At 61.9% G+C, this 5,948-nt stretch carries 7 protein-coding genes; all 7 read left to right on the forward strand.

All coding sequences use genetic code 11. The annotated features are described in order from the left end of the window. Window positions 1–1,250: NADH-quinone oxidoreductase subunit NuoF (gene nuoF / locus KBT70_RS01220; protein ID WP_296627841.1), on the forward strand; the 1,250-nt coding region annotated here is incomplete at its 5' end. Continuing rightward, entirely contained in the window at window positions 1,247–1,600 is a 354-nt protein-coding gene (locus KBT70_RS01225; protein ID WP_296627844.1) for a hypothetical protein, read from the forward strand. The genes nuoF and KBT70_RS01225, both read left to right, overlap by 4 nt. Window positions 1,601–1,724: 124 nt before the next feature. Further along, complete coding sequence (locus KBT70_RS01230) at window positions 1,725–2,135, forward strand: DUF5333 domain-containing protein (RefSeq protein WP_296627846.1); 411 nt, start codon at window positions 1,725–1,727, stop codon at window positions 2,133–2,135. A gap of 6 nt (window positions 2,136–2,141) precedes the next feature. Further along, entirely contained in the window at window positions 2,142–4,130 is a 1,989-nt protein-coding gene (nuoG, locus tag KBT70_RS01235) for an NADH-quinone oxidoreductase subunit NuoG (protein ID WP_296627849.1), read from the forward strand. A 2-nt stretch (window positions 4,131–4,132) separates the two neighbouring features. After that, window positions 4,133–4,516, forward strand: a complete 384-nt coding sequence (locus tag KBT70_RS01240) for a hypothetical protein (protein ID WP_296627851.1) — start codon at window positions 4,133–4,135, stop codon at window positions 4,514–4,516. Between the two features lie 7 nt (window positions 4,517–4,523). Next, complete coding sequence (gene nuoH, locus KBT70_RS01245) at window positions 4,524–5,561, forward strand: NADH-quinone oxidoreductase subunit NuoH (RefSeq protein ID WP_296627852.1); 1,038 nt, start codon at window positions 4,524–4,526, stop codon at window positions 5,559–5,561. Window positions 5,562–5,564: 3 nt separating this feature from the next. Then, window positions 5,565–5,948: NADH-quinone oxidoreductase subunit NuoI (nuoI, locus tag KBT70_RS01250; protein WP_296627854.1), on the forward strand; the 384-nt coding region annotated here is incomplete at its 3' end.

The raw sequence follows: 5,948 nt of genomic DNA on the forward strand, positions 1-5,948 counted from the left end.
ATGATCGCAGCCTCAAGGGGGCCTTGGCGCGTGGGCATTGGGATGGCACGGCCAAGATACTGCAGAACGGCCGTGACTGGATCGTGAACCAGATGAAGGCGAGCGGGCTGCGCGGGCGCGGCGGTGCGGGCTTTCCCACGGGTCTGAAATGGTCGTTCATGCCCAAGGAAAGCGACGGGCGGCCAAGCTATCTGGTGGTCAATGCCGACGAATCCGAACCGGGCACTTGCAAGGATCGCGAGATCATGCGCCATGATCCGCATACGCTGATCGAAGGCTGTCTGATTGCCAGCTTCGCGATGAATGCGCATGCCTGTTACATATACATTCGCGGGGAATACATCCGCGAGAAAGAGGCGCTGCAGACCGCGATTGACGAGGCTTATGCAGCGGGTCTGGTGGGCAAGAACGCCTGCAAGTCCGGCTGGGATTTCGATATTTACCTGCATCACGGGGCGGGCGCCTATATCTGTGGCGAGGAAACCGCGCTGCTTGAAAGCCTTGAGGGCAAAAAAGGCATGCCCCGGATGAAGCCGCCGTTTCCGGCGGGCGCGGGTCTCTATGGCTGCCCGACCACGGTAAACAACGTGGAATCGATTGCCGTGGTTCCGACCATCCTGCGGCGCGGGCCGGAGTGGTTTTCAAGCTTTGGCCGGCCCAACAATTCGGGCACCAAGCTCTTTGCGATTTCGGGCCATGTGAACAACCCCTGCGTGGTCGAAGAGGCGATGTCGATCACGTTTGAAGAACTGATCGAGAAGCATTGCGGCGGTATTCGCGGCGGCTGGGATAACCTCAAGGCAGTTATCCCCGGCGGGTCGTCCGTGCCCTGCATTCGCGGTGAATTCATGCGCGAGGCGATCATGGATTTCGATTACCTGCGCGAACAGCGGTCTGGCCTTGGCACGGCAGCGGTGATCGTGATGGACAAGTCGACCGACATGATCAAGGCGATCTGGCGTCTGTCGAAATTCTACAAGCATGAAAGCTGCGGTCAGTGCACGCCTTGCCGCGAGGGCACCGGCTGGATGATGCGGGTGATGGATCGTCTGGTGCGCGGTGACGCAGAGGTCGAAGAAATCGACATGCTGCTCGATGTGACCAAGCAGGTCGAGGGCCACACGATCTGTGCGCTTGGCGATGCGGCGGCTTGGCCCATTCAAGGCCTCATCCGCAATTTCCGCGACGAAATCGAGGATCGGATCAAGGCCAAACGCACCGGGCGCGTGAGCGCAGTGGCGGCGGAATGAGCGCGTTTGCATCATATCGCCGCGTCGGGCTTGTGCTGATCGCGTTGACCGTGCTGGCAGGCTGTGCCGAGCGCGAAGAGCGGGTGCTGTTCAACGGCAATTACTATCCCGGCAAGGCGCGGGCCGAAAAGCAGGACCGGCGCAACTTCACGGCCTTCGTGCGGCGGGCCGGGCGGGGCATCGAGGGTGCACAGCAAGCGGTCCTCTATGAGGCGACGCGCTATTGCCTCGACAATTTTGGCACCTCCGAGATTGCCTGGTCTGGTGTGCCCGAGGGGGCCAAGGGGCCGGCCTATGCCCGCTCCGGGGATACGGTATCGGTTACGGGGCGCTGTATCATATGGTCATAAACCGTTTCATATCAGGGGCTTGGCCCGCTTGCTATTGCATAGCAGGCGGCATGGAACCCATCTGCGGTGCAGATGGGCGTGCCATGGTGGCCTGCCCCCGCACTGATATGAAAGGAATGATCTGATGCGTATGATCCTGTCTTTTGTCCTGAGCCTTGGTCTGGGTGTTTCCGGCGGCGTGGCCTCTGTCAGCGCCGGGTCGCTGGCGCAGGAGGCCGATATCAATCAGGGCCTCTTCTATATGGCTGTCGCGGATGAAATCCGCAAACGCTGCGGGGACATCTCGCCGCGTGTCGTGACTGCCATCTCTTATATGCGCGCCCTCAAGGCCGAGGCGCAGTCACGCGGTTACACCGAGGCCGAGATCGAAGCCTACATCTCCGACAAGGCCGAGAAGCGAAAGATTCGCGGGCGGAGCGACGACTATATCCGGTCGATGGGGGCGATGCCCAACGACGGCCCGAGCCTGTGCGATCTGGGCCGCGCCGAAATCGCAAAGCAGAGCCCGATCGGCAAGTTCCTGAAAGCAAAGTGAGATACCATGTCTGACCTACGCAAGATCATCATCGACGGTCACGAGATCGAGGTCGAGGGCGCGATGACCCTGATTCAGGCCTGCGAGCAGGCCGGGGTCGAGGTGCCGCGGTTCTGCTATCACGAGCGGTTGTCGATTGCCGGGAATTGCCGGATGTGTCTTGTGGAGGTTGTGGGCGGTCCGCCCAAACCGGCGGCAAGCTGTGCGATGCAGGTCAAGGATCTGCGGCCCGGCCCGGACGGCACGCCGCCGGTGGTCAAGACCAACAGCCCCATGGTCAAGAAGGCCCGCGAGGGGGTGATGGAGTTTCTGCTGATCAACCATCCGCTCGATTGCCCGATCTGCGATCAGGGCGGCGAGTGCGATTTGCAGGATCAGGCCATGGCCTATGGCGTGGATTTCAGCCGTTACCGCGAACCCAAACGGGCAAGCGAGGATCTGGACCTTGGCCCGCTGGTCGAGACCCATATGACACGCTGCATCTCTTGCACGCGCTGTGTGCGCTTTACCTCAGAGGTGGCCGGGATCATGCAGATGGGCCAGACCGGGCGCGGCGAGGATGCCGAGATCACCAGCTATCTTGGCCAAACGCTCGACAGCAATTTGCAGGGCAATATCATTGACCTGTGCCCGGTGGGGGCGCTTGTGAGCAAGCCTTATGCCTTTACCGCGCGCCCGTGGGAATTGACCAAGACCGAGACCATCGACGTGATGGATGCGCTCGGGTCGTCCATCCGCGTGGATTGCAAGGGGCGCGAAGTCATGCGCATCCTGCCGCGCAATCATGACGGTGTGAACGAGGAATGGATTTCCGACAAGACGCGCTTTGTCTGGGACGGGTTGCGGCGTCAGCGTCTGGACCGGCCCTATATCCGCGAGAATGGCAAGCTGCGCGTGGCCACCTGGCCCGAGGCCTTGGCCAAGGTGGCGGGGGCCATCAAGGGGGCCAAGAAGTTGGCTGGTCTGGTCGGTGATCTGACCCCGGTCGAGGCGGCCTTTGCCCTCAAAGGGTTGATCGAGGGGCAGGGTGGGCATGTGGAATGCCGCACCGACAAGGCACGGCTGCCCGCAGGCAATCGCAGCGGGTATGTCGGCAATGTCCGGATCGAGGATCTGGACACCGCCAAGAATGTGGTGCTGATCGGCACCGATCCCCGTGTCGAAGCGCCGGTGCTCAATGCGCGTCTGCGCAAGGCGTGGATCAAGGGGGCCAGCATCACGCTGGTCGGTCCACGGGTCGATCTGACCTATGACTATACCCACGCGGGCACGGATCGTGTCGCGCTTGCGGGGCTGAGCGTGCCTGAGGATACGATTGTCATCGTGGGCATGGGCGCGCTGCGCGAGGCCGATGGCGCAGCGGTGCTGGCCGCTGCGATGGCGCTCTCGGGGCGGATGCTGGTGCTGCACACCGCGGCGGGCCGTGTGGGCGCGATGGATGTAGGCGCCGTGACCGAAGGCGGGCTTGAGGCCGCGATTGAGGGTGCCGATGTGATCTACAACCTCGGCGCCGACGAGGTTGATATCGCGGCGGGGCCGTTCGTGATCTATCAGGGCAGCCATGGGGATCGGGGCGCGCACCGTGCCGATGTGATCCTGCCGGGGGCCGCCTATACCGAGGAGCAGGGGCTCTTCGTGAATACCGAAGGCCGCCCGCAACTGGCCCTGCGCGCCGGGTTTGCGCCGGGTGAGGCCAAGGAAAACTGGGCGATCCTGCGTGCGCTCTCGGGGGAATTGGGCGCGGTGCTTCCGTACGACAGCATTGCCCAGTTGCGTCAGGCGCTGGTCAAGGCAGTGCCGCATCTGAAAAAGGTGGATCAGGTTCCGACGAATGAATGGCATCCGCTCGAGCAGGACGCGCTTGGCAAGGCCGATTTCCGGCTGGCGATTGCGGATTTCTACCTGACCAATCCGATTGCCCGCGCCAGCGAGTTGATGGCGGAACTGAGCGCCAATGCCAAGGCGCGCGGCACGCAACCGATGGCGGCAGAGTGAGGATGATCATGGCCGTCATATCGCCTCTGGCGCTTGGGCTGGCGGGCTGTGCGGACAGCACGGCGCCCGCACCCTTTGCGCCCGAATATCGGGGGATCGAGACGCGGCTTCTGGATGGGGATCTGGTGAATTTCCACGTCAGCATGGGCGGTGCGCGCGATGCTCTCGACGTGGAGCGCTATGCGGAATGTGCCGCCGCACAGTATGCGCTGATCCGGGGGTACGGATTTGCGCGGCACCTGCGCACCAGTGTCTCGGAAGAGGCTGGCATCTGGCAGGGCGATGCGGTTTATACGATCTCGGCGGCGTTGCCCCGGGGGCTAATGACAATCGACGCCGAAGTCGTCGCCGCCAATTGTGCGGAAAACGGAATACCGATGGTGTGAGGACCTGATGGCTGAATTCTTTACAACCCCGCTGGGAACATTCGTGATCATCCTGGCGCAATGCCTCGCGGTGGTGGGCTTTGTCATGGTCTCGCTCTTGTTCCTCGTCTATGGCGACCGCAAGATCTGGGCCGCCGTGCAGATGCGCCGGGGTCCGAACGTGGTGGGCACCTGGGGCCTGTTGCAGACCGTGGCCGACGCGCTGAAATACGTGGTCAAGGAAATCGTCGTACCGGCCGGTGCCGACAAGGCGGTGTTCATGCTGGCCCCAATGACGAGTTTCGTGCTGGCGGTGCTGGCTTGGGCCGTTATTCCGATGAACGAAGGCTGGGTGCTGTCGGATATCAACGTGGCCGTGCTCTTTGTCTTCGCGGTCTCCTCGCTCGAGGTTTATGGCGTGATCATGGGAGGCTGGGCGTCGAACTCGAAATACCCGTTCCTCGGCTCTTTGCGCTCTGCCGCGCAGATGATTTCCTATGAGGTATCGCTGGGGCTGATCATCATCGGTGTGATCATCTCGACCGGGTCGCTCAATTTCAGCGCCATCGTGGGCGCGCAGGACACGGCCTATGGGTTCTTTGGCTGGTACTGGCTGCCGCATTTCCCGATGGTGTTCTTGTTCTTTATCAGCGCCTTGGCTGAGACCAACCGCCCGCCCTTCGACCTGCCTGAGGCCGAGTCGGAGCTGGTGGCGGGCTATCAGGTGGAATATTCCTCGACGCCGTTCCTCTTGTTCATGGCGGGGGAATATATCGCGATTTTCCTGATGTGCGCACTGATGAGCCTCTTGTTCTTTGGCGGTTGGCTCTCGCCCATTCCTGGGCTGCCGGATGGCGTGCTGTGGATGATTGCCAAGATGGCGTTCTTCTTCTTCCTCTTCGCCATGGTCAAGGCGATCACGCCGCGCTACCGCTACGATCAGTTGATGCGGATCGGTTGGAAAGTGTTTTTGCCCATGTCCTTGGGCTGGGTGGTGATCGTGGCGTTTCTTGCGAAATTCGAAGTGCTGGGCGGCTTTTGGGCCCGCTGGGCGATTGGAGGCTGATCCATGACCAAGATAGATTACGGCCGTGCGGCGGGGTATTTCCTGCTCTCCGACTTCTTCAAAGGGTTCCGGCTCGGGCTGAAATACTTTTTCGCCCCCAAGGCCACGGTGAACTATCCGCATGAAAAGGGCCCGCTTTCGGTCCGGTTCCGGGGCGAACATGCGCTGCGCCGCTATGCCAATGGCGAAGAACGCTGCATCGCGTGCAAGCTCTGCGAGGCGATCTGCCCGGCGCAGGCGATCACCATTGATGCCGAACCCCGCGATGACGGCAGCCGCCGCACCACGCGCTACGACATCGACATGACGAAATGCATCTACTGCGGCTTCTGCCAAGAGGCATGTCCGGTCGATGCCATCGTCGAAGGCCCGAATTTCGAGTTCGCC

This window comes from Roseovarius sp., assembly GCF_018066915.1.
Lineage (GTDB): Bacteria > Pseudomonadota > Alphaproteobacteria > Rhodobacterales > Rhodobacteraceae > Roseovarius.